This window comes from Prauserella isguenensis, assembly GCF_014191605.1.
In the GTDB taxonomy this organism is placed as follows: Bacteria; Actinomycetota; Actinomycetes; order Mycobacteriales; family Pseudonocardiaceae; genus Prauserella; species Prauserella isguenensis.
On record NZ_JACHWU010000010.1, the window covers coordinates 19,723 to 40,924 of the forward strand.

The 21,202-nt window shown below is 70.2% G+C and carries 17 protein-coding genes; 5 read left to right on the forward strand and 12 right to left on the reverse strand.

Annotation, left to right across the window (positions count from 1 at the left end; translation table 11 throughout):
• Positions 1–8 precede the first annotated feature (8 nt).
• The gene (locus tag FHS23_RS22085; protein ID WP_183659245.1) at positions 9–1,703 is read right to left on the reverse strand and encodes a sensor histidine kinase; all 1,695 of its coding nucleotides are present in this window, start codon (positions 1,701–1,703) and stop codon (positions 9–11) included.
• A 236-nt stretch (positions 1,704–1,939) separates the two neighbouring features.
• On the opposite strand from FHS23_RS22085, the gene FHS23_RS22090 reads away from it, so the two are divergent.
• The gene (locus FHS23_RS22090) at positions 1,940–3,304 is read left to right on the forward strand and encodes a cation:dicarboxylate symporter family transporter (protein WP_183659381.1); all 1,365 of its coding nucleotides are present in this window, start codon (positions 1,940–1,942) and stop codon (positions 3,302–3,304) included.
• Between the two features lie 67 nt (positions 3,305–3,371).
• Here FHS23_RS22090 and FHS23_RS22095 read toward each other — a convergent pair whose 3' ends face one another.
• From FHS23_RS22095 to FHS23_RS22105, 3 genes are all read right to left on the reverse strand, one after another.
• Entirely contained in the window at positions 3,372–3,824 is a 453-nt protein-coding gene (locus tag FHS23_RS22095; protein WP_183659248.1) for an SRPBCC family protein, read from the reverse strand.
• A 199-nt stretch (positions 3,825–4,023) separates the two neighbouring features.
• A complete protein-coding gene (gene uvrA, locus FHS23_RS22100; protein ID WP_183659250.1) occupies positions 4,024–6,882 on the reverse strand; it encodes an excinuclease ABC subunit UvrA in 2,859 nt (952 codons plus the stop codon).
• Positions 6,883–7,045: 163 nt separating this feature from the next.
• Entirely contained in the window at positions 7,046–8,242 is a 1,197-nt protein-coding gene (locus FHS23_RS22105; RefSeq protein WP_183659253.1) for an acyltransferase family protein, read from the reverse strand.
• 157 nt (positions 8,243–8,399) lie between these two features.
• Between FHS23_RS22105 and FHS23_RS22110 the strand changes: the two genes are divergently transcribed.
• From FHS23_RS22110 to FHS23_RS22120, 3 genes are all read left to right on the forward strand, one after another.
• The gene (locus FHS23_RS22110) at positions 8,400–9,077 is read left to right on the forward strand and encodes an MBL fold metallo-hydrolase (protein ID WP_183659256.1); all 678 of its coding nucleotides are present in this window, start codon (positions 8,400–8,402) and stop codon (positions 9,075–9,077) included.
• Between the two features lie 180 nt (positions 9,078–9,257).
• The gene (locus FHS23_RS22115; RefSeq protein WP_183659258.1) at positions 9,258–10,031 is read left to right on the forward strand and encodes an IclR family transcriptional regulator; all 774 of its coding nucleotides are present in this window, start codon (positions 9,258–9,260) and stop codon (positions 10,029–10,031) included.
• A complete protein-coding gene (locus FHS23_RS22120; RefSeq protein WP_183659260.1) occupies positions 10,028–10,879 on the forward strand; it encodes an SMP-30/gluconolactonase/LRE family protein in 852 nt (283 codons plus the stop codon). Before FHS23_RS22115 ends, FHS23_RS22120 begins: the two co-directional genes overlap by 4 nt.
• Positions 10,880–10,895: 16 nt before the next feature.
• Here the strand turns inward: FHS23_RS22120 and mmsB are convergent, their stop codons facing one another.
• The 8 genes from mmsB to FHS23_RS22160 all read right to left on the reverse strand — a co-directional run bounded on the left by mmsB (position 10,896) and on the right by FHS23_RS22160 (position 19,759).
• On the reverse strand, positions 10,896–12,134 hold the full coding sequence (gene mmsB / locus FHS23_RS22125; RefSeq protein ID WP_183659262.1) for a multiple monosaccharide ABC transporter permease: 1,239 nt from the start codon (positions 12,132–12,134) through the stop codon (positions 10,896–10,898).
• Positions 12,131–13,678 (reverse strand): sugar ABC transporter ATP-binding protein, encoded by a 1,548-nt coding sequence (locus tag FHS23_RS22130; RefSeq protein WP_246382624.1) that lies wholly within the window; start codon positions 13,676–13,678, stop codon positions 12,131–12,133. The genes mmsB and FHS23_RS22130 overlap by 4 nt, the downstream gene beginning before the upstream one ends.
• 68 nt (positions 13,679–13,746) lie before the next feature.
• A complete protein-coding gene (gene chvE, locus FHS23_RS22135; protein WP_246382602.1) occupies positions 13,747–14,877 on the reverse strand; it encodes a multiple monosaccharide ABC transporter substrate-binding protein in 1,131 nt (376 codons plus the stop codon).
• A gap of 2 nt (positions 14,878–14,879) precedes the next feature.
• Entirely contained in the window at positions 14,880–15,857 is a 978-nt protein-coding gene (locus FHS23_RS22140; protein WP_183659266.1) for a hypothetical protein, read from the reverse strand.
• Complete coding sequence (locus FHS23_RS22145) at positions 15,854–16,912, reverse strand: alcohol dehydrogenase catalytic domain-containing protein (RefSeq protein WP_183659268.1); 1,059 nt, start codon at positions 16,910–16,912, stop codon at positions 15,854–15,856. The genes FHS23_RS22140 and FHS23_RS22145 overlap by 4 nt, the downstream gene beginning before the upstream one ends.
• Entirely contained in the window at positions 16,909–18,066 is a 1,158-nt protein-coding gene (locus FHS23_RS22150) for an enolase C-terminal domain-like protein (protein ID WP_183659270.1), read from the reverse strand. The genes FHS23_RS22145 and FHS23_RS22150 overlap by 4 nt, the downstream gene beginning before the upstream one ends.
• A gap of 205 nt (positions 18,067–18,271) precedes the next feature.
• Positions 18,272–18,931 carry a class I SAM-dependent methyltransferase gene (locus FHS23_RS22155; protein WP_183659272.1) on the reverse strand — a complete coding sequence of 220 codons (660 nt, stop codon included), beginning with the start codon at positions 18,929–18,931 and terminating at the stop codon, positions 18,272–18,274.
• Positions 18,932–19,102: 171 nt separating this feature from the next.
• Positions 19,103–19,759, reverse strand: coding sequence for a class I SAM-dependent methyltransferase (locus FHS23_RS22160; protein ID WP_183659274.1), 657 nt, complete (start codon positions 19,757–19,759; stop codon positions 19,103–19,105).
• A gap of 165 nt (positions 19,760–19,924) precedes the next feature.
• Between FHS23_RS22160 and FHS23_RS22165 the strand changes: the two genes are divergently transcribed.
• Positions 19,925–21,199, forward strand: a complete 1,275-nt coding sequence (locus tag FHS23_RS22165) for a M14 family metallopeptidase (RefSeq protein WP_183659276.1) — start codon at positions 19,925–19,927, stop codon at positions 21,197–21,199.
• Positions 21,200–21,202: the final 3 nt, after the last annotated feature.

Genomic DNA, 21,202 nt, shown 5'->3' on the forward strand with positions numbered 1-21,202 from the left:
AGACCGCTTCAGCCCGCGTCTCCGTCCCGGCCCGGAGTTCCCCGGCCGCGAGTCGCGGACGGGCCCTCCGGGCCGTGACGGGCCGGAGGCGATCTCCTCGGCAGTCGCACGGTGAACACGGCTCCGGCGTCCTCCCCGACGTCGACCGAACCGCCGTGGCGGCGCACGGTCTGACCCACGAGCGCAAGGCCCAGTCCGCGGTCGCCGGTGGTGCCGCCCGGTTTGGTCGACCAGCCCCTGCGGAAGACGTCCGGCACCGCGTCCGGCGCCAGGCCCGCCCCGCTGTCGGCGACGCGCAGGAGCAGCTCCGCCTCGCCGTCGAGCACGGTGACGGCCACCCGGGGTGCCCGCTCACCCGCGTTGTCGACCGCCGCGTCGACGGCGTTGTCGATCAGATTGCCGAGAATCGTGATGAGGTCCCTCGCGGGCACGGCCGGTGGTGTGTCGTCCATCGAACTGTCCGGGCTCAGCGTGAGCTCGACGCCGCGTTCGGCGGCCTCGCTCGACTTGCCCAGCAGCAGCGCAGCCAGCACCGGTTCGGCGACCGCGCCGACCACCCGGTCGGTCAGCTGCTGCGCGGTCTCCAGTTCGGCGGTCGCCAGCTCCACGGCCTGGTCCGTGCGGCCGAGTTCGACGAGCGACACCACCGCGTGCAGCCGGTTGGCCGATTCGTGTGCCTGCGAGCGCAGCGACTCGGCGAAACCCCGCACCGTGTCGAGCTCGCCGGTGAGCTGCTGCAGGTCGGTGTGGTCGCGGAGCGTCACGACGTTGCCCATCGCCCGGTCCCGCGAGTGCACGGGCGCCGTGTTCACGAGCAGCACCCGTGTGTCGGTGACGTGCAGTTCGTCGGTGGCGGGCTCGCGGGAGGTCAGCGTGCGCGCGAGGTCGGCGGCGAGGTCGAGGTCGGCCACGGCCGAGCCCGCGGGGTCGACGGACAGGCCGAGCAGGTCGCGGGCCGCGTCGTTGCAGAGCACCACGTCGCCGTCACGGTCGACCAGCACCAGGCCTTCCCGTACCGACCGCAGGATCGCTTCGTAGTACTCGAACATCGACGACAGCTCCGCGGGCGCGACGCCGCGGGTCTGCCGCGCGAGCCGCCTGCTGACCAGGTAGCTACCGGCGCCGCCGATCAGCAGCACGCCACCCGCCACGCCCGCGACGACGGCGAGGCGGCGCGTGAGCTGTTCCGTGAGGGCCTCCACCGTGATGCCGACCGCCGCGAGCGCCACGACCCTGCCGTGGGCGTCACGGACCGGGGCGACCGCGCGCACCGACGGACCGAGCGTGCCTGCGTAGGTCTCGGTGAACAGCCTACCCTGCAGTGCCGGGCCGACCGTGCCGATGAACGGTTCGCCGATGCGTCGCGGATCCGGGTGCGTGAACCGGGTCCGATCGGGCGCCATGATCGTGATGAAGTCCACCCCGGTGTCCGCCCGCACCTGCTCGGCGAACGGCTGCAGCGTCCGGCTCGGGTGCGGACCGGCCACGGCCGCAGGCACATCCGGGGAGTCGGCCAACGTCGCCGCGACGGACACGACCTCCTCGGTCGCGGCGTCCTCCGTGGCCTGCGACGCGTCGACGTACGCCAGGACCGCGCCGACCGCGACCAGAACGGCCACCACGACCAGCTGCAACACGAGGAGCTGCCGCGCCAGACTCCATTTTCCCTGCCGCGCAGCGGATCGAACACGCACGGCTCCCATGAGACCAGGCGCCCACGAACGAAATGAACACAAGGTGGACTTCGTTCTCCGCGGCGCCGATAGTCACTCGGCGAATCCAGCGGTGATCTCCGTGGCGTCTCGACCGTGTTCGCGCTCGTCGCAGCGCGCCCGCCACGACGTCATCGCAGGCGAGAATCCGTGAGGAGGCAACGTTGCCCGAATCGTCCACGACGGAGCCCGAGGCCACCGAGCAGGCGCCGAAACGCCGCGACAAGATGCACTACCTGTACATCTTCGTGATCGTCGCCGTCGCGCTCGGCGTCGTCGTCGGTTTCGCATTTCCCGACGTCGCAACGAATCTGAAACCGCTCGGCAGTGGGTTCGTCGACCTGATCAAAATGATGATCAGTCCGATCATCTTCTGCACCATCGTGCTGGGCATCGGCTCGGTCGCGAAGGCCGCGAGCGTCGGCAAGGTCGGCGTGCTCGCGATCGGCTACTTCCTGGTGATGTCGACCTTCGCACTCGGCATCGGCCTGGTCGTCGGCAACATCCTGCACCCCGGCGAGGGCATGCGGCTCGACCCGAACGCGGTGTCCGAGGTCCAGAGCCAGGCGTCGGAGGGCGGTGAGGGCACCGTCGACTTCCTGCTCGGGATCATCCCCGAGTCGATGGTGTCGGCGTTCACCGACGGCTCCGTGCTGCAGACACTGCTCGTCGCGCTGCTGGTCGGCTTCGCGCTCCAGAAGATGGGCGACGCGGGCAAGCCGGTGTTGCGGGGTATCGAGCACATCCAGCGGCTCGTGTTCCGCGTCCTCGCCATGATCATGTGGGTCGCTCCGGTGGGCGCGTTCGGTGCGATCGCGGCGGTGGTCGGTGAAACCGGCTGGGAGGCGCTGCGCAGTCTGGCCGTGATCATGATCGGGTTCTATGTGACCTGTCTGCTGTTCATCTTCGTCGTGCTCGGCACCGTGCTCTGGCTCGGCGCCCGGGTGAACATCTTCAAGCTGCTCGGCTACCTGGGACGCGAGTTCCTGCTGATCGTGTCGACGTCGTCGTCGGAATCGGCGCTGCCGCGGCTCATCGCGAAGATGGAGCACCTCGGCGTGTCGAAGCCGGTCGTCGGCATCACGGTGCCGACGGGGTACTCGTTCAACCTGGATGGCACGGCGATCTACCTGACGATGGCGACCCTGTTCATCGCCACGGCGCAGGGCAGTCCGCTGTCCATCGGCGAGCAGATCTCGTTGCTGGTGTTCATGATCATCGCGTCGAAGGGGGCGGCGGGCGTGTCCGGCGCAGGCATCGCGACCCTCGCGGGCGGCCTGCAGTCCCACCGGCCCGAGCTGGTCGACGGCGTCGGGTTCATCCTCGGCATCGACCGCTTCATGTCGGAGGCCCGCGCCCTGACGAACTTCGCGGGCAACGCGGTGGCCACCGTCCTCATCGGATCGGTGACGAAGGGTCTCGACCGCGAGCAGCTGCACAGGGTGCTGGCGAAGCAGGCTCCGTTCAACGAGTCGACGCTGGTCGACGACCGCGACTCCTCGGATACGGACGACTCCGGCGATCGGACTGGTGGGGACCGGGGCGAAAGTCCCGCGACCGACCCGCAGGACAGGCAGCCTGCGACGGTCTGATCCGCTGCCGGCAACGACGGCCCCGCGTGCACCCACCCCGGCGCGCGGGGCCGCCGGTGTGCCGGGCTCAGGTCGAGGTGGCCGAGAGGTGGGAGCGCAGCCCACGCAGGCCGCGACGCATCATCAGGGCGTGGTTGAGCCGGAACACCGGATGTGCCACGGGAGAGAGGGCCCGCAGCACCGGCTTCCGCGCCACCACCTGTTGGCGAATCTCGAGCAGCGTGCCCCTGCCGCCCGCGGCGAGCCGCCCGGTCAGAGTGCCTTCGAGATCACCGGACAACGCCACGGCGACCCGCCCCGCGGGTTCGTTCTCCTCGACGCGGGTCATACGCAACCGCAACGCCATCGGCAGTGTGGCACGGCAGACCAGCTCGGCGGTGTCGTCGTCCACTTTGGTCACGGACCGGACGTCCGGCCACCAGACCGGATAGCCTGCGAGGTCGACGAGGGCCGCGAAGACGGCTCCCGACGACGACGGCACCAGCCAGGTGGTACGAAACTGATAACGGTTCAGCGGCACGTCGCCAGTATCCCCATCGAAACCGGTGTCGGGCTCGCGCCCGCTCCCCCGGTCGAGTTCGCTTCCCCGGTCGAGTCGGAGTGCCCGGTCGAGTCGGGTGCCGGTGGAACGGCCGCGGTGGTCCGTGCGACCCGCCCGGACAGGCGAGTCGGCGTGACATGCCGGACAGGCCACGGCGCCGCCGGCACGGGGTAGGCCGTCAGCGGTCGAGGTACGGCTTGAGGAACCGGCCGGTGTAGCTGTCCGGGTTGGCGGCGACGTCCTCGGGCGTGCCCTCGGCGACGAGGGTGCCGCCGCCGCTGCCGCCCTCGGGGCCCATGTCGATGACCCAGTCCGAGGTCTTGATGACGTCGAGGTTGTGCTCGATGACGATCACCGTGTTGCCCTTGTCGACCAGGCCCTGCACGACGTCGAGCAGCCTGCGGATGTCCTCGAAATGCAGGCCCGTCGTAGGCTCGTCGAGGATGTAGACGGTCTGCCCGGTAGACCGTTTCTGCAGCTCGCTGGCGAGTTTGACGCGCTGGGCCTCGCCGCCGGAGAGCGTGGGCGCGGGCTGGCCGAGCCGCACGTAGCCGAGTCCGACGTCGACCAGGGTCGACAGGTACCGGTGGATGGGCTTGATGGGTTCGAAGAACTCGGCGGCCTCCTCGATCGGCATGTCGAGGACCTCGGCGACCGTCTTGCCCTTGTAATGCACCTCGAGGGTCTCGCGGTTGTACCGGGCGCCCTTGCACACCTCGCACGGGACGTAGACGTCCGGCAGGAAGTTCATCTCGATCTTCAGTGTGCCGTCGCCCGCGCACGCCTCGCAGCGTCCGCCCTTGACGTTGAACGAGAACCGGCCCGCCTGGTAACCGCGCACCTTCGCCTCGGTCGTCTCGGCGAACAGTTTGCGCAGCCGGTCCCACACGCCGGTGTAGGTCGCCGGGTTGGAGCGCGGGGTGCGGCCGATCGGCGACTGGTCGACGCGCACGAGCTTGTCGACGTTGCCCACTCCGTTGACGCGGGTGTGCCTTCCAGGCACCTGGCGGGCGTTGTTGAGCTTGTTCGCCAGCACCGTCGCGAGGATCTCGTTGACGAGCGTGGACTTGCCGGAACCGGACACCCCGGTCACGGAGATCATCGTGCCGAGCGGGAAGGAGACGTCGATGCCGCGCAGGTTGTGCTCCCGCGCGCCGACGACCGTCAGCTGGCGCTTCTTGTTCACCGGCCTGCGGATCTCCGGCACCGGGATCTCCTTGCGGCCCGCCAGGTAGTCGCCGGTGATCGACTTCTTGCTCTTCACCAGCTTCGAGTACGGCCCGCTGTGCACGACCCTGCCGCCGTGTTCACCCGCGCCCGGGCCGATGTCGACGACCCAGTCGCTGGATTTGATGGTGTCCTCGTCGTGTTCCACGACGATGAGCGTGTTGCCGAGGTCGCGCAGCCTGCTGAGCGTGTCGATCAGCCGCTGGTTGTCGCGCTGGTGCAGGCCGATCGACGGTTCGTCGAGCACGTACAGCACGCCGACGAGACCGGAGCCGATCTGCGTGGCCAGCCGGATGCGCTGGGCCTCGCCGCCGGAGAGGGTGCCGGCACCGCGGTCGAGCGAGAGGTAGTCGAGGCCGACGTCGAGCAGGAAGTGCAGCCGGGCCTGGATCTCCTTGAGCACTGCCCCCGCGATCATCGCCTGCCGCTCGCCGAGCACGAGCCCGTCGAGGAACTCCGAGGCCTCGGACACCGACAGGGCGCAGACATCGGCGATCGAACGCTCGCCGTGCTCGGAGTGCTCCAGCGTGACGGCGAGGATCTCCGGCTTCAGGCGCGTGCCCTGACACGACGGGCAGGGCACCTCGCGCATGTAGCCCTCGTACCGTTCCCGCGTGTGCTCGGACTCGGTCTGCTCGTGCCGCCGCTCGAGGAACGGGATGACGCCTTCGAAGTTCGCGTAGTAGCTGCGCCGCCTGCCGTACCGGTTGCGGTACTGCACGTGGACCTGTTCGTCCACGCCGTAGAGCACGGCCTTCTGCACCTTCGCGGGCAGCTTGCGCCACGGCGCGTCCATGCGGAAGCCCATCGCCTCCGACAGCGACGTCAGCAGCCGCTCGAAGTAGTCCGCGCTCTGCCCGCCGCTCCACGGCTGGATGGCGCCGTCCTCGAGCGGGAGGTCCTCGTCCGGGACGATGAGCTCCGGGTCGACCTCCTTGCGGACACCGATGCCCGTGCAGTCGGGGCAGGCGCCGTAGGGCGAGTTGAACGAGAACGACCGCGGTTCGAGGTCCTCGACGGTGAGGGCGTGGCCGTTCGGGCAGGCGAGGTTCTCGGAGAAGCCGCGGATGCGGTGGGGATCGTCCTCGGGCAGGTCGACGAACTCGAGCTCGACGAGCCCGTCGGCCAGGCGCAGGGCGGTCTCCACCGAGTCGGTGAGCCGCTGTTTGGCGCTCGGCTTGACCTTGAGCCGGTCGACGACGACGCCAATGTCGTGCTTCTCCTGCTTCTTCAGCTTCGGCGGCTCGGTCAGCGAGTACACGGTGCCGTCCACGCGCGCCCGCGCGTAGCCCTGCTGCTGCAGGTTGGAGAACAGATCGACGTACTCGCCCTTACGGCCGCGCACCACCGGCGCGAGGACCTGGAAGCGCACCTCGGCCTCCATGTCCAGCACCTGATCGACGATCTGCTGCGGGGTCTGCTTGCTGATCGCCTCCCCGCACTGCGGGCAGTGCGCCTTGCCCGCACGGGCGTACAGCAGCCGCAGGTAGTCGTAGACCTCGGTGATCGTGCCGACCGTCGAGCGCGGGTTCCGCGACGTGGACTTCTGGTCGATCGACACCGCGGGCGAGAGCCCTTCGATGAAGTCGACGTCGGGTTTGTCCATCTGGCCGAGGAACTGCCGTGCATAGGCCGACAGCGATTCGACGTAGCGCCGCTGCCCCTCCGCGAAGATCGTGTCGAACGCCAGGCTCGACTTGCCCGATCCGGACAGTCCCGTGAACACGATGAGGCTGTCGCGCGGCAGGTCGATGTCGATCCCGCGCAGGTTGTGCTCGCGGGCGCCGCGGATTACAAGACTGTCAGCCACCGGCGATGGTCCCTTCACTGGTGCATGGCGGTGCAGGCCCCGGCGACGACCGGGCCCGCGTGACGCGAGGTCGGGCACGCGGGGCGGGCAGAAGGCGGGCCCCGGCGTCCTCCATGCTAGGTCGCACCCCCGACAGAATCGGCGGCGCCGTCACCGGCCGCCCTCAGCCGCGGGTGCGCACCACCCCGTCACCAGGCGTGTCGTCGGGTGCATCGTGCGCACCGTCACCTGCGGAATCCCGGCTCCTGTCGCCCGTTCCGGTGACCTCGGTGGCATCGGTGACATCGGCGACATCGGCGATATCGGCGATATCGGCGGGCCGCACCCCGGCGGCGGGCGCGGGCTGCGCCGACGGGCCCAACAGCCGGTACAGCGGACGCTCCACGAGCACCGTCAGCGCCCACGCCGCCAGCACGATCGCGGTGAGCACGAGGGCCATCCGCAGCCACCACGGCTCGATCTCCATCCCGGTGAGCACCCGCGCGACGACGTACCCGAGCTTCTGATGCACGAGGTAGATGCCGAAGCTGATGCCGGCCAGCCAGGAGATCGGCCTGCGCAGCAGCCCCAGCACGCGGTCCCAGTCCGGGCCGCGCGCCGCCAGGCACATCAGTCCCAGCATTGCGCCGAGGCAGGCCACGATCAGCCATTGCGGCTCGCTCGACCGGAACAGTTGCATACCCAGGACGGCCGCCAGCACGGCCGCGAGGTTCGGCCCGGCGAGCCGGCGCTGCGACCAGAGCCAGATCGCCGCGCCCGCCGCGAACAGGTGCGCGAAGTACAGGCCGGTCGCCGTCGGCACGACCTGCGCGACACCGCTCAGCACCGGCGAGGCGGCCGAGACGCCGATCACACCCCACACCACGACCGCGGGCTGCAGCCGGTGACGCCACCTGCGGCGCCAGTACCAGCACAGCAGCGCCACCCCGCAGAACGCCGCGACCTGCACCGGGAGCGTCCAGTAGGACGCGTCGATCCGGCGGTGCATGTTCCCGGTCCACTCGTGCACCAACAGCAGGTTCCGCACCAGGTCACCGGCGCCCGGCAGATACCACGGGCCTTCCTCCTCGCCGTTGAACACCGGCGCCACGATCCGCAGCACGAGGAACGTGACCAGCATCGCGACCAGGTAGGCGGGCAGGACCCGCGCCAACCGCGAGTGCAGCCAGCGCCCGGGGCGCAGCTTGCGCAGGGTCGGCCCCATGAAGTAGCCCGACAGCACCAGCAGCGTGAAGGTGCCGAACGGGACCCGCAGGGACACCGGGTACGGCTCGATGTCCGGGATCAGCGCGGCCCCACCCGTGACGTGGCCCGCGACGACGAACGTGATCGCGACGACCCGAATGACGTCCCAGCTCATCCGCCTGTTCGTGGGGGCAGGCCGGCCCGCCGCTGCCGTCACGTCGCTCCCCCTCCGACTCCGCCGCCCGCCCGTTCGGTGCGACCTGGTCCGGACCAGGCACTGTAGCGACGACGCCGGTCGCCGCCGAGCGCGGGCACGTAATACGGTGTGCAACGTGAACGTCGTCGAGTCCTACACCGGTCACGTCGAGCCGGGCGGGGACGCCGCCCGCCGCACGCTCGAGGCGCTGACCATCACGAAGCTGTCCGTCGGCCCCATGGACAACAACGCGTACCTGTTGGTGTGCCGAGCGACCAACGAGGCGCTGCTGATCGACGCGGCCAACGACCCGGAGCGCATCTCGGACCTCATCGGCCACGCCGAGGACCGGCCGACACTGCGCACGATCGTCACCACGCATCAGCACGGCGACCACTGGCAGGCGCTCGGTGCGGTGGCGGGCGCGAACGGCGCCTACACCGCGGCGCACCCGGCCGACGCTGATCCGCTGCCCGTACCGCCGGATCACCTGGTGGAGCACGGCGACACGCTGTCGGTCGGCGACGTCACACTCGAGGTCATCCACCTGCGCGGGCACACCCCGGGGTCGATCGCGCTGCTGTACCGCGACCCGGCGGGCCGTCCTCACCTGTTCACCGGTGACTCGCTGTTCCCGGGCGGCGTGGGCAAGACGAACTCCGCGGAGGATTTCCGGTCGCTGCTCGACGACGTCGAGTCCCGGGTGTTCGGCGAGCTACCGGACGAGACCTGGTTCTACCCCGGCCACGGCGACGACTCGACCCTCGGCGCCGAGCGACCGCAGCTGCCGGAGTGGCGCGAGCGCGGTTGGTGACCCCGCGGGGTCGCCGCTGCTCCAGGCTCGCCGGGGTGACGCTGTCGGGGTGACGGGAGTCCGCCGCACCCGGCCGGACCCGCACCGCGGGCCGCGTTTCCCTGGTCCGTCGTCTCTCCACGGCGTACCCTGTGTTCGGTATTTCGATAGACGTCCGCCATACCGAACACAGGGGTAGTCATGGGACGCCAGGTGCCGGCCGTCGCGAGGGCACTGGACGTGCTCGAGCTGTTCCTCGGCGGCGACGCCGTGCTGTCGCCGCCCGAGATGACCCGACGGCTCGGGTTGCCGCGCACCACCGTGCACGAGCTGGTGAGCACCCTGACCGCGCGCGGCTACCTCGTTCCGGCCCCCGACCGCTCGGGCGGCTACCGGCTCGGCGTGCGGACCTACCAGCTGGGCAGCCGCTACTCCGAGCAGCTCGACCTCGCGGCCGAGGGCAGGCAGGTCGCCGCCGAGATCGCCCGGACCTGCGACGAGACGGTGCACGTGGCGATCCTCGAGGACGCGGACGTCATCTACATCGCCAAAGTCGACAGCACCCACGCCGTGCGCATGGTGTCCGCGGCGGGTCGCAGGCTGCCCGCCCACTGCACGGCCGTCGGCAAGATGCTGTTGGCCATGCTCCCCCGCGACGTCCTCGACGAGCGCATCCCGCCCGACACGCCGTTGACCGCGATGACCGAGCACAGCATCACCTCCCCGACCGTGCTGCGCGAGCACCTCGCCGAGATGCGCACGCGCGGCATCGCCGTCGAGGACCGCGAATCCAATCCGGACGTGCATTGCGTGGCCGCGCCCGTCCGGGATTCCGCCGGGACGGTCGTCGCCGCGCTGAGCATCTCCGTGCCCACCGTCCGCTGGGACGAGCAGCGCACCCCCGAGCTCGAACGGCTCGCGGTGAAAGGCGCCGCCGACCTGTCGGCCCGCCTCGGACACCGGGGCACGCCGTGAGCAGGCCGGAGGTCGCGGTCGCCGCGGCGGCCCTGCTCGGCGAGGGGCCCACGTGGGACCCCGAGGCGCACCGACTCGTCTGGGTCGACATCCTCTCCTCTCGCGTGCACACCTACGAGCCGGCCACCGGCGCGAGGAGTGCGCTCGAGACGGGACAGCACGTCGGCGCGGCCAAACCGCGTGCGGGCGGGCGCGGACTGGTGGTGAACCTCCGCGACGGCATCGGGCTCTACGACTCCGCGGGCGCGTTCCGGTGGCTGCACCACGACCCCGTGGCGGGACGGCGCGGCAACGACGCGGCCGTCGCTCCGGACGGCGCGCTGTGGGCGGGCACGATGCGCTACGACGAGGCGCCCGGCGGCGGCACGCTGAGCCGGTTCGCCGCGGACGGCTCGTCGGCGACCGTGCTCGCGGACGTGACGGTGAGCAACGGCACCGGCTGGAGCCCCGACGGGCGGGCGATGTACTACGTCGACACCCCCACGCGGCGGATCGACGTGTTCGACGTCGCCGACGACCTCTCCGTGTCCCGCCGCAGACCGCTCGCCGTCGTCGAAGCGGGCGCGGGCTTTCCCGACGGACTCTGCGTGGACGCCGATGGGTGCGTGTGGGTCGCATTGTGGTCGGGCGGGGCCGTACGGAGGTACACGCCCGACGGGCGGCTCGACCGGACCGTTCCGCTTCCGGTGAGCCACCCGACGGCGTGTGCGTTCGCGGGGCCGGCACTGTCCGATCTGTACGTCACGACCGCGCGGGTAGACCAGGAGCGGCCCCTGCCCGAGGCTGGCTCGGTGTTCGTGGTGCCGGACGCCGGTGCGGGGCTGGCTGAGCCCGCGTTCGCGGGCTGAGCCGGTCCGCTCGCGCTCAGGTCGTCGTCGCCCTGCGCTTGTTCCACACGTCGAAGCCGACGGCCGCCAGCAACACCAGGCCCTTGATCACCTGCTGGACGTCGGTACCGATCCCGACCAGGGACATGCCGTTGTTCAGCACGCCCAGCACCAGACCACCGATCACCGCGCCCACGACGGTGCCGACACCGCCGCGCATCGACGCACCGCCGATGAACGCCGCCGCGATCGCCTCGAGCTCGAACATGAGACCGGCCTGCGGGGTGGCCGCGTTGAGCCGCGCGGCGTACACACAGCCCGCGAGTGCCGCCAGCGCGCCCATGTTGACGAACACCAGGAACGTCACACGCTTGTCGCGGACACCGGAGAGCTTGGCGGCCTCCCGGTTTCCGCCGAGCGCGTAGATGTGCCTGCCGATGACGGCGTTGCGCATCACGTACCCCAGCAGGAGCACCAGGCCGCACAGGATCAGCAGCACGACGGGAACGCCGTGGTAGCTGGCCAGGGTGAGCGTGATGACCACGACCGCGGCCGCCATCGCGGCACATTTCGCCACGAACAGGGTCAGGGGCAGCACCGTGAGGTCGTGGGCCGCCTGCCGCCTCCGATCCCGGATCTGCTGCACGAGCAACGCCACGACCGCCAGCAGACCCAGCACGAGCGTGGGGTTGTGGTACTGGGTGTACGGGCCCATCTCCGGGATGAAGCCCTGTGCGATCTGCTGGAACCCCTGTGGAAACGGGGCCACCGACTGTCCTTCGAGGACGATCTGGGTCGCACCGCGGAACAGCAGCATGCCCGCCAGCGTGACGATGAACGACGGAATGCCGACGTAGGCGATCCAGAATCCCTGCCATGCACCCGCCACGGCGCCGACGACGAGCGACAGCACCAGCGCCACGACCCACGGCAGGTTGTAGTCGACCATCATCACGGCGGCTATCGCGCCGACGAAGGCGACCAGGGAGCCGACGGACAGGTCGATGTGCCCGGCGACGATCACCATCATCATGCCGACGGCCAGGATCAGGATGTAACTGTTCTGCTGCACCAGGTTGGAGACGTTGCTGGGGAGCAACAACGTCCCGTCGGTCCAGATCTGGAACAGCAGGACGATCAGCGCCAGCGCGATCAGCATGCCGTACTGGCGCACGTTGTTCCGCGCGAGATCGAGCAGGATCGCGCCCGTGGGCTGTTGTCCGGGAAGGTGATCCGGAGCCGGCGCGTCGGGTGTCCGGTCTTGTGTCGTGGTCATGTGCGGACCTTCGGTTCGGTATCCATGGTCATGTACCGCATGAGAGATTCCTGCGTGGCGTCCTCGCGGCCGACCTCACCGGTCAGCCGCCCCGCCGACATCGTGTAGATCCGATCGCACATGCCCAGCAGTTCCGGGAGTTCGGACGAGATGAACAACACGGCCTTGCCCTCGGCGGCCAGCCGTGCGATCACGGTGTAGATCTCGAACTTCGAGCCGACGTCTATGCCGCGGGTCGGTTCGTCGAGGATGAGCACGTCGGGTCCGGCGTGAATCCACTTGCTCAGCACGACTTTCTGCTGGTTGCCGCCGCTGAGCCGCTCGACCGGTTCGAACACCGTGGGGGTCTTGATGTTCATCGACTCGCGGTACCGCTCGGCCACCTGCTGTTCCCTGTGCTCGTCGACGGCGCCTCGACGGGTCATCCCCGGCAACGAGGTGAGCGAGATGTTGCGGTGCACCGTGTCGATGAGGTTCAGCCCGAACGTCTTGCGGTCCTCGGTGACGTAGGCGATGCCGTGGGAGATCGCCTCGGGAACGGACCGGGTGCGTACCGGGTTTCCGTGCACCGCAACGCTTCCGCTCTCGTAGACCCCGTAGCTGCGACCGAACACGTTCATGGCCAGTTCGGTCCGGCCCGCCCCCATCAGCCCGGCGATGCCGACGATCTCGCCGCGATGCACGGTCAGCGACACGTCGTCGACGACCATCCGCGGCTCCGTGGGATGGCGGACGGTCCACCCGGACACCTCGAAGCCGACCTCCCCCGCACCGTCGCCCCGGTACGGGCGGCGTTCCGGAAACCGGCTGCCGAGGTCGCGTCCGACCATGCCGCGGATGATGCGTTCCTCCGACAGCTCCGGTTCGGCGTCCGGCGTGTCCCGCACCGGCAACGTCTCGACGCTGCGCCCGTCACGCAGGATCGTCACCGAGTCGGCGATGCGCCGGATCTCCTCCAGCTTGTGCGAGATGACGATGCACGCGATGCCCTGCTCCCGCAGGTCCAGGATCAGCTGAAGCAGGTTCCGGCTGTCCTCGTCGTTGAGCGCCGCCGTCGGCTCGTCGAGGATGAGGAGTTCGACGTCTTTCGAGAGCGCCTTCGCGATCTCGACGAGCTGTTGTTTGCCGACGCCCAGTTCTGCCACGCGCGTACGCGGGTTGTCGGGCAGCCCCACCCGGCCCAGCAACCGCGCCGCGGCATGCAGCGTGCCACCCCAGTTGATGATGCCGCGGGTCGACCGTTCGTTGCCGAGGAAGATGTTCTCGGCGATCGACAACTCCGGTACGAGCGCCAGTTCCTGATGGATGATGACGATGCCACGGCGCTCGCTCTCGGCGATGCCGCGGAACGCGACGGGCCCGCCCCGGAACTCGATCTCCCCGTCGTAGCTGCCGTGCGGATGGACGCCGCTGAGCACCTTCATCAGCGTGGACTTGCCCGCACCGTTCTCGCCGCACACGGCGTGGATCTCCCGCGGCCGCACGGCCAGGTCGACCCCGGCCAGAGCCGTGACACCGGGGAACGTCTTGGTGATGCCCCGCATCTCCAGCACCGGGGCGGTCTCGCTGCGGCCGCTGACGTCGCCGGTGGTCTCGTCGCTACCGGTCGCGGTCATTCGATCTGCCCCGCCTTGTAGTAGCCCTCGTCGACGAGCAGCTGCACGTTCGACTCGTCGACGCTGACGGGGTCGAGCAGGTAGGCCGGCACGACCTTCGCGCCGTTGTCGTAGTCGGTCGTGTTGTTGAACTCCGGTTTCTTGCCGGTCAGCAGCGCATCGCCCATCCGCACCGCCTGGTCGGCGAGTTCGCGGGTGTCTTTGAACACGGTCTGGGTCTGCTGGCCCGCCACGATCGACTTGATCGACGCGAGTTCGGCGTCCTGCCCGGTGACCACGGGAAACGGCTGATCCGTGCCGCCGTATCCTGCGCTCTTGAGTGCCGAGATGACACCGATGGAGATGCCGTCGTAGGGCGAGAGCACCGCGTCGAGCTCGGTGGTGCCGTAGTGGCGGCTGAGCAGGTCGTCCATGCGCTTCTGGGCGGTACCACCGTCCCAGCGCAACGTCGTGGCCTGGTTCATCCGGGTCTGGTTGCTGCGGGCCTCGAGCTGCCCGCTCTCCAGGTACGGTCGCAGCACGCTCATGGCGCCGTTCCAGAAGTAGCGGGTGTTGTTGTCGTCCGGCGAACCGGCGAACAGCTCGATCGTGAACGTCTCGTTCGGACGGTCCTCGAGTTTCAGCGCGTCCGCGATGTACTGCCCCTGCAGCCGGCCGACCCGCTCGTTGTCGAACGAGGCGTACCCGTCCACGTGCTCGGTGCCCATGAGGAGGCGGTCGTAGGCGATCACCTTGGTACCGGCGTCCTCGGCGCGCCGCAGCACGTTCGTCAGCGCCGAGCCGTCGACGGCCGCCACGACCAGCAGCTCGTGACCCTTGGTGATCATGTTCTCGATCTGGGCGATCTGGTTCTCCACCTTGTCGTCGCCGTACTGCAGATCGGTCCGGTATCCGGCCTTGCGGAACTCCTCGGCCATGTTGCGGCCGTCGGCGATCCAGCGTTCGGACGACTTGGTCGGCATGGCCAGGCCGACGGTCGACCCCTTGCCGCCCTCCGGTTGGTAGCGGCTGCCGCCGCGGGCCTCCTGCCCGCAGGCTGCCACGGTTGCGGCGAGTGCGACGGCGGCCAAGGCGGCGGTCACGGCTCTCGCCACGCTGCGAGCGCCGCGCCCCATGCGGTTGCGCATGGTCAACTCCTTTCCGGTGTCGGAAACCGCCGCAGCGCGCCCGGAGCGCGCGAACCGATCGGCGCCATGTCGCCGTCGGCCCCATGGCGGGCGAGCAGGTCGAGCGCGAGGCGGCCGCGCCGCACCCGCTCCCGGGCGGTGTCGAGAGTCAGGTCGCGCAGATGTGCCCCGTAGGGGTAGATACCGGGTGCCTTGCTGAGGCCGAACTTCAGATACAGCGGTGCGCCGCGCCGGATGAACTCGGCCGCGTCGTACATGCGCACGTACCCGCCGAGATCGTCGGGCGCCTCGAGGTACAGATCCATCGGCGCCCTCGAGACACGCCGGATCTCCGTCAACTGCTCGAGCCCGAGGTCCGACGGAATGTTCACCGAGTCCGCGCCGAGTCCCTCCCACACGGCGTACGCGGCCGGGTTGACCGGCCCGACGAGCGCCGAGACCTTGAACATCGTGTCCGCGGGCAGCGCGCCGGCCTCACGCAGCCGGTGCAGTGTCCACAGCACCCCTTCGTCGGCGACGAGCAGACAGCGCACGCCGAGCTCGGTGGCCCGCAGCGCGTCCTCGACGCAGCCCGCCACCGACGCGTGGCCGCGGGCCCGCAGCCCGCCACCACCCGAGGGGGTGCGGGTGGCGGCCCCGATGTCCCACGTGCCGCGGGGACCGGTGAACAGGCACAGTTCGACGTCCCGCTCGGCGCAGGCCTCCACCATCTCGGTGATCTCGGTGTCGGTCAGCATCCACACGCCGCTGCCCTGGCTGATGCGGTGGAGCGGCACGTCCAGCCGCGTCGCCTCCTTCAGCACGGTGGCGAGCGCCTCGGGTCCCTCCACCGACGGGACCTCGGTGCGCCATGTCCCTCCCCCGGGGAAGGCGTGCGGCGACGCCTCGGCCGGGTCGGGTTCCGGCGCTCCCATCCCGACCAGCTCGAGCGCTGCCGCACCCGGCCGTCGCGGCTGTGGGGATCGATCCGGTGCTGTCATGGGACTCCTTCGGTGTCGGCGGGTGTGGAGGGAATCAGCAGGACCTTGCCGACCGCCGGATCTCCGGAGCCGACGAGTTCGATCGCCTCGGCGAACTCCTCCAGTGGCCTGCGATGGGTGACCAGCGGTGCCGTGCGGAGCAGGCCGACGCCGAACGCGCGGACGGCGTGCGACCAGGCGCGCGGCGGTGCGCCGAACACGGTGCGCACGTCGAGCCGCCGGACCACCAGGTCGGTCGGGTCGAGCCCGGTCGCGCCTTCCGGCGGGATGCCGGTGAGCACGAGCCTGCCGCCGCGGCGGAGGAGCGCGGCGGCCGTGTGCGCGGACGTCGGGGCTCCGGCGGTCTCGACCACCACGTCGAACCGGCCCGCCAGCGGCGCGGCCGGATCGCCGCCGGTACCGACGGAGTCCTTGTCACGGAAGGAATCCGCACCCAGTTCGGCCGCCAGCCCCGCACGCTCCGGCCCGCCTCCGATCAGCAACAGCTCCGCGGGCGAGGCCGCCGCGAGCAGTTGCAGCGCCGTCAGGCCCAGTGCCCCGTCACCGACCACCGCGACCCGGTCGCCGACGGTCGCCCCGGCGGCGAGCACCGCCGCCGCGCTGCACGCCGCCGGTTCCAGCAACGCGGCGGCCTCGAGGTCGGCGTCGTCGGGCAACGGGTGCAGCAGCCGCGCGGGAAGCGTGAGTGTGTCGGCCATGGCTCCCGGTTGCGTGAAGCCCGTTTCGTCGTAGCCGGCCGTGCAGAGCGTCGGATCGCCGTCACGGCAGCGGTCACAGGTCTGGCAGTTGCGGAAGCCCTCGCCGACGACCTTGCGGCCCACCAGTGCGGGGTCGACGCCCTCCCCTGCGGTCTCGACCACGCCCGACCACTCGTGGCCCGGGGTGACCGGGTACCGCACGTACTCGGCGGGCCGGGTGCCTCGGAACAGCTCCCGGTCGCTGCCGCACAGCCCGCACGCGTGCACCCGGACCAGCGCCTCGCCCCTGCCGGGTGCCCGCGGGGCGAGGTCCGCCAGCCGGAAGTCGCCCGGCTCGTCGACGACGACGGCGGTCACGCGGAGCCCGTCGGGTCGCGCTTCTCCCAACCTTCGGCCCACAGGTCGAAATGCGCGCGCTGCTGCGGGAACTCGGCGGCGGCGTCGGTGTCGAGTTCGACGCCGAGCCCCGGCTCCTCCGGCAACCGGAAGTACCCGTCCACGACCTGCGGCGCGCCCGTGACGACGTGTTTGATCTCCGCGTCGGCGAAGTCGTTGAAGTGTTCGAGGATCTTGAAGTTCGGTGTGCAGCCGGCGAGCTGCAACGACGCGGCCGTCAACACCGATCCGCCGACGTTGTGCGGCGCGACGAGCATGTAGTGCGTCTCCGCCGTGGCCGCCAGTTTGCGGGTCTCCGCGATGCCGCCGAGATGGCCGACGTCCGGCTGCAGGATGTCGACGGCCTGCGAGTCGAACAGTTCGCGGAACTCGATGCGGTCGTGGATACGCTCCCCGGTGGCGATCGGCGCGTCGACCTTGCCCGCCACCTTCTCCAGCGCCTTCAGGTTCTCCGGCGGAACGGGTTCCTCGATCCACGCGGGCTTGTACGGCGCGAGCTCCCTGGCCAGCCGTATCGCGGTCGCGGGACTGAACCGGCCGTGCATCTCGAGCATGAGTTCGCACTCGTCGCCGATCGCGTCGCGCACGGCTTCGATGAGGGAGACGGCGTAATTGGTCGCGTCGTGGTCGAGTTCGAGACAGCCGGTGCCGAACGGGTCGATCTTCAGGGCGCGGTACCCGCGTTCGACGACGATGCGTGCCGCGGCGTGGTACGCCTCGGGCGTCCGTTCGGTGGTGTACCAGCCGTTGGCGTAGGCCTTCACACGGTCGGTGACCTTGCCACCGAGCAGCTGCCACACCGGGACGCCGAGCGCCTTGCCCTTGATGTCCCAGCACGCCATCTCGACGCAGGCGATGCCCGACATCACGATCTCGCCCGCCCTGCCGAAGTCGCCGTACTTCATCCGGCGCACCAGGTCCTCGACCGCGAAGGGGTCGGATCCGGCGATGTGGTTGAGCTCGGCCTCACGCAGATAACCGAGCAACGCCTCGGTGTGGCCCAGCATGCGCGTCTCGCCGACACCCGTCAGGCCGTCATCGGTGTGGACGAGCACATAGGTCAGGTTCCGCCACGGAGTCCCGACGACGTGCGTACTGATTCCGGTGATCTTCACTGCACACCCCGATGTGTGTTCGAGATTTCGGACGTCGTTCGAAATACAGGTCAGAACTTAGGCGTCACCCATTCGTGAGTCAATGGACTGTTCCGGCGACACCGGCGTTGCACCCGGTGACGACGAAGGGGTGCACACCGTCGCCGGTGCGCACCCCTTCCGTTCAGGCCGCGGCCGCGGGCTTTCGCCGCAGCTCGGTCGCGTCTCAGTCGCGTCGCATTCGCGCCAGCCACGCGGGCTGATCGACGACGGTGCCGGGCGCGACACCGAGCGCCTCGGCATCGGCTCCCCGGGCGACCGCGCGGTAGCGGGTCGAGCTCAGCTCCTCGACCGTCCAGCCGTCGGCGAAGGCCTCGCGGATCGCCGCGTCACCGATCCGCGGCCCGAAACCGGGCTCTCCACGGTCGGCGAGAGCCAGCACGTGCACTACGCCGCCGGGCCGGATGATCCGGGACAGCACGTCGGCGTACCGCCGCTGATCCCCGGCTTCGAAGACGTGGAACAGCGCGCTGTCGAGGATCGTGTCGAACGGCGTGCCGGGATCACCGTGGGCCCCGCCGAGTTCCCGGTCCAGGTCGAACGCGTCGGCGACGCGGAAATGCGCGTCGACTCCGCGCGAGCGGGCCAGTTCGGCCGCCCGCTCCACGGCGTGCGGCGCGAAGTCGACGCCCAGTACGTCGTAGCCACGGCCCGCGAGCAGCAGGGTGTGCTCGCCGGTTCCGCACCCGGCGTCGAGCACCCTGCCACCGATCCTGCCGTCCCGTTCCAGTGCCACGACCGCGGGTTGCGGCTCGTCGATCACCCAGGGCGCGCCGCCCCCGGTGTAGGACTCGTCGAAGGTGCGCTGCGCCACGGTGTCGGTCATCGCTCTGCCTCTCATGGGAAACCGGATCGTCCGGCGGTGCGGGTGCGTTGTTCGTGCGGGTGGCCGGTGGGTGCGGGTGGCCGGTGGGTGCGGGTGGCCGGTGGGTGTGCGGGTGGCCGGACCGTGCGAGTGGCCGGAGCGTGCGGGGCTCCCGCCTGCCGCGGCGAGGCATCACTCCCGGCGGATGCGTGCCAGCCACGCGGGCAGGTCCACCGGAGCGCCCGGCCGGACGCCGAGTGCGTCCGCGTGTTCCTGTGCGTGGGCGACCGCCCGGTAGCGCGAACTCTCCAGTTCCTCGATCGTCCAGCCGTCGGCGAACGCCTCCCGGATCGCCGCGTCGCTGATCCTCGGACCGAAACCGGGCTCCTCGGTCTCGGCGAGCGCGAGGACATGCACCGTCGAGCCCCGGCGCGTGACCCGGTGCAGCGCCTCCGCGTAGCGACGTCGGTCCTCGGCCCCGAAAACGTGGAACAGGGCGCTGTCGACGACGGTGTCGAACGCGGCACCGAGGTCCCCGCCCGTCGTGCCGTCGCCGAGCGTCACCGCGTCGGCGACGTCGAACGCGGCCTGCACGCCGCGTTCGGCAGCGGTGCGACGGGCGAGCTCCACGGCCGCGTCCGAGAAGTCGATGCCGAGCACGTCGTAACCGCGCGCGGCGAGGTGGATGGTGTGCTCCCCGGCGCCGCAACCGGCGTCGAGTACCCGGCCCGTGATCCGGCCCGTCCGCTCCAGAGTCAGGATCGCGGGCTGGGGCTCGCCGATCACCCAGCCCGCGGTCCCCTCCGCGTAGGCGCTCTCGAATGTTTCCCGTCCGACCGTCTCCGTCATCGACGCTCCTGTCCGGTGTCCCGTGTGTCCGATGTGCTGTGTGGGTGCGACCAGCGTGCAACCTCCAGCGCGCTCGAAGTCAACCGGCGCGTGTGGACGGCGCGTGGGAACGGAGTCCGACTTCCGTCGGTTGCCGCTCCTCGACCCCGCGATCAGCCTGATCACATGCGGATCACACGTCGGACACTCAGCGTGACCACCGGACTGTTGTTACTGCTCGCCACCGCGGCACCCGCGGGCGCGCAGGGCCCCACGACCAGCGAGAACGCCGCGACTCCCGAACGCGGCGTCTACGAGATCACCCCCGACAGGGCCGACCGCGGCGCGATCTCCCGGTCGGGCGTCGACGTCCTCGGCTCCCGCGGCGGCACGCTCACCGTCGTCGCCGATGCGGCCCAGACCGCCCAGTTGCGCGGCGATGGAGTCGACCTCACCGCGATCGGCGATTTCGACGCCATGCTCGCCGACCGCAACCCCGATCCCTCGGAGAAACGGGCCGCCGCGGACGAGTTCCCCGCGGGCGACGAGGGGTTCCACACCTACTCCGAACTGACCACGCTGCTCGAGAACGCGGCGGCCGACCACCCGGACATCACACAACTCTCGGACGTCGGCAGCAGCCACGAGGGCCGCACCATCCCGCTCATGAAGATCAGCGCGGACGCTGCACAGGACTCCGACGAGCCCGAGGTCCTGTTCACCTGCAACCAGCACGCGCGCGAACACCTGACCACGGAGATGTGCCTGCGTATCGTCGAGCGTTTCACCGACGGCTACGGCACCGACCAGACCGTCACCGACTTCGTCGACAGCCGCGAGATCTACGTGATCCCGACGGTCAACCCGGACGGCTCCGAACACGACATCGAGGGCGGCCAGTACCAGGGCTGGCGGAAGAACCGGCAGGGCCAGGGCACCGACCTGAACCGGAATTGGGGATACAAGTGGGGCTGCTGCGACGGATCCAGCGGCGACCCGGCCTCCGAGACCTACCGCGGCGAGGCGGGGTTCTCCGCACCGGAGACGGCGGCGGTACGGGACTTCGTGGACTCCCGCGTCGTCGACGGCCGGCAGCAGCTCAAGGGGCACATCGACTTCCACACCTACGGTGAGCTGGTGCTGTGGCCGTTCGGGCACACCACCGACGAGGTCACCGAGGACATGACCCGGGAACAGGCCCGGCGCTTCCAGGACGTGGGCCGCGAGATGGCCGGCAGCAACGGCTACACGCCCCAGCAGTCCAGCGACCTCTACGTCACCGACGGCGACGTCAACGGCTGGATGTGGGGCGAGCACCGCATCCTGAGCTTCACGTTCGAGATGTACCCGGCCTCCGGTGGCGGCCTCGACGGGTTCTACCCCGACGACGAGGACATCGCCCCGGAGACCGAACGCAACGACGAGGCCGTCGACATCCTCCTGCGCGAGGCGGGCGCGTAACCG

Excerpts from the sequence above, each read along its gene's own strand:
- FHS23_RS22155 (WP_183659272.1), bottom strand. The coding sequence starts at position 18,931 with ATGACCGACACCGTGGCGCAGCGCACCTTCGACGAGTCCTACACCGGG.
- FHS23_RS22085 (WP_183659245.1), bottom strand. The coding sequence starts at position 1,703 with ATGGGAGCCGTGCGTGTTCGATCCGCTGCGCGGCAGGGAAAATGGAGT.
- FHS23_RS22105 (WP_183659253.1), bottom strand. The coding sequence starts at position 8,242 with ATGAGCTGGGACGTCATTCGGGTCGTCGCGATCACGTTCGTCGTCGCG.
- mmsB (WP_183659262.1), bottom strand. The coding sequence starts at position 12,134 with ATGACCACGACACAAGACCGGACACCCGACGCGCCGGCTCCGGATCAC.
- FHS23_RS22130 (WP_246382624.1), bottom strand. The coding sequence starts at position 13,678 with ATGCGGGGCATCACCAAGACGTTCCCCGGTGTCACGGCTCTGGCCGGG.
- FHS23_RS22160 (WP_183659274.1), bottom strand. The coding sequence starts at position 19,759 with ATGACGGAGACGGTCGGACGGGAAACATTCGAGAGCGCCTACGCGGAG.
- FHS23_RS22140 (WP_183659266.1), bottom strand. The coding sequence starts at position 15,857 with ATGACAGCACCGGATCGATCCCCACAGCCGCGACGGCCGGGTGCGGCA.
- FHS23_RS22115 (WP_183659258.1), top strand. The coding sequence starts at position 9,258 with ATGGGACGCCAGGTGCCGGCCGTCGCGAGGGCACTGGACGTGCTCGAG.
- FHS23_RS22165 (WP_183659276.1), top strand. The coding sequence starts at position 19,925 with ATGCGGATCACACGTCGGACACTCAGCGTGACCACCGGACTGTTGTTA.
- chvE (WP_246382602.1), bottom strand. The coding sequence starts at position 14,877 with ATGCGCAACCGCATGGGGCGCGGCGCTCGCAGCGTGGCGAGAGCCGTG.
- FHS23_RS22090 (WP_183659381.1), top strand. The coding sequence starts at position 1,940 with ATGCACTACCTGTACATCTTCGTGATCGTCGCCGTCGCGCTCGGCGTC.